The organism is Pirellulales bacterium (genome assembly GCA_035939775.1).
GTDB lineage: Bacteria > Planctomycetota > Planctomycetia > Pirellulales > DATAWG01 > DASZFO01.
This window is the reverse complement of sequence record DASZFO010000278.1, coordinates 1-2,120: the sequence shown is the minus strand read 5'-3', so window position 1 is coordinate 2,120 and position 2,120 is coordinate 1. Positions and strand designations below refer to the sequence as shown.

The 2,120-nt window shown below is 60.5% G+C and carries 2 protein-coding genes; one reads left to right on the top strand and one right to left on the bottom strand.

Annotated elements, in window-relative coordinates; translation table 11 throughout:
- Nucleotides 1-741: LOG family protein (locus VGY55_17265; GenBank protein HEV2971731.1), on the bottom strand; the 741-nt coding region annotated here is incomplete at its 3' end.
- A 441-nt stretch (nucleotides 742-1,182) separates the two neighbouring features.
- Here VGY55_17265 and cysC point away from each other — a divergent pair.
- Nucleotides 1,183-1,839 carry an adenylyl-sulfate kinase gene (gene cysC / locus VGY55_17260; protein ID HEV2971730.1) on the top strand — a complete coding sequence of 219 codons (657 nt, stop codon included), beginning with the start codon at nucleotides 1,183-1,185 and terminating at the stop codon, nucleotides 1,837-1,839.
- The last annotated feature ends 281 nt before the right edge of the window (nucleotides 1,840-2,120 follow it).

Below are 2,120 nucleotides of genomic sequence, written 5' to 3'. Positions count from 1 at the left end.
GCTGTGATAAACGCGGAAGAACTTTAAGATTTCCTCGACGGCCACATCGACCCGGTCGGTCAGCTTGTAGAGGCTCGTGTCTTCCGGCGAGATCATCCCCCGCGCCAAGAGTTGCTTCTCAATGAACCGCTGAAACTCCTGCCAAAAATCCCCGCCGGGGGCGTCGAGCATCACGACCGGCACCATCTCGCGTTTGCCGGTTTGAAGGAGCGTGAGCACTTCGAGACCTTCGTCGAGAGTGCCGAAGCCGCCGGGCAGAAGGCACACGGCGTCGCACTCTTTGACGAACATCAGCTTGCGGGTGAAGAAATACTTCATGTGCACCAGCTTCGGATCGCCCGCGATGATCGCGTTCGAGGCCTGCTCGAAGGGGAGCATGATGTTCAGGCCCATCGAGTTTTCGCGCCCCGCGCCGAGATGCCCGGCCTCCATGATGCCGCTCGCCGCGCCCGTGACGACGAGCCAGCCGGCCGCGGCCATGCGGCGGCCGAACTCGACCGCTTGCTGATAGGAGGGGTTGTCGGGTCGGGTGCGCGCGGAGCCGAAGATCGTCACCTTTCGCCGCGAGCGATAGGGCGTGAAAACCTTGAACGCATAGCGCAGCTCGCGGAGCGTACGGCTCAAGATTTTCAGATCGCCCTGCGTCGTCTGGTCGGTCGCCAGCTTGTCGGCCGAATCTTTGATCTGGCTGATGAGATCGGCGATCCGCTGCCGGCTCGGCGTCACCGTGACGTGCGACAACTGGCCATTGCCTTCAGCTTCCGATGCTGCGGCGGCCGGATCGATGGCGGAAGAATCGTGTTCGTCCAACGTAACTCCCTCGAACAAACCCTGTTCGGCCGCGGAAGAGAAACGTCCGACCAGCAGACTCGATTCCGCTGGATTGCCTTCCGGGGCGCGAAAGCTCCGCTGTATTATAGCTCGCGACGGCGCGAGGCGCGTAGCGGAGTTTCGGCCAGGTGGCGGGCGATTGCGTTCGCTACACTAGCCCGACGCGCCGCCGAGGGATTATCGGATGTCGTCGATTTCCTCGCTAGCGCTTCGGGCTAGAGTCGCGTTGTCCGCGGCCGCATGCCGCATCGCGTCCGGGCTCCTGGCCTTTTCTGGCCGGCAATGGACGGGTATCATTTCGTCTAATCGAGACACGAATATTGAACTCAAAAGCAACCGAGGCCTCACACCATGTCCGACGAAAAAGTTCACGTTCACTGGCACGAACATAGCGTCACCCGCGAAGAGCGCGAGCTGCTCGACAAACACAAAGGCTGCGTCATTTGGTTCACCGGCCTGAGCGCCTGCGGCAAGAGCACGATCTCGAACCTCGTGGATCACAAGCTTCATTCTCGCGGCCTGAAGAGTTTTGTGCTCGACGGCGACAACGTCCGCCACGGGCTGAACGCCCCTCCGGCCATGCTCAAAGAGCGGCACGGCGAGGAATTCGCCAAGCGATTCGGCCTCGGCTTTTCCGCACAGGACCGCGAGGAGAATATCCGGCGGATCGGGGCGGTCGCCGAGCTGTTTTGCCAGGCGGGAACGATCGCGCTCACGGCGTTCATCAGCCCTTATCGCCGCGATCGCGATGCCGTGCGGGCCCGCTTCAAGCCGGGAGATTTCATCGAGGTGTTCGTCGATGCGCCGATTGAGGTTTGTGAAAAACGCGATCCGAAGGGTTTGTATAAGAAGGCCCGGGCCGGCGAAATCAAGGGTTTCACGGGCATTGACGATCCCTACGAGCCGCCGCAGAGCGCTGAGCTGGTTCTCGATGCTAGCAAGAACGACGCCGAGACGCTGGCCGACGAAGTGATCGCGTATCTCGAAAAGACGGGCAAGATTCGCTAGTTGCCCCGTGAAGTAGAACGGAATTCATTCCGTTGATTCTCGCTCCGGATGTGCGTTTGCCGTTGCGCGGCTTCGAAGATCGAATGGAATGAATCCCGTTCGACGGTTCGCGACCGTGTCCATGTCCGAATCGTTAAGATTCCGCGCAAATTGCGCCTCGGGATTGACTTTTTGCGCGGCGAAGGGCTAGATTCATTCGTTCAGGAATCCTTGCGGCAAGGAAGTTGGGGCGATGGAAGTGATCTCGGCAAGAGATTTGCTGCGGCAGGGCGTCGGCGAAT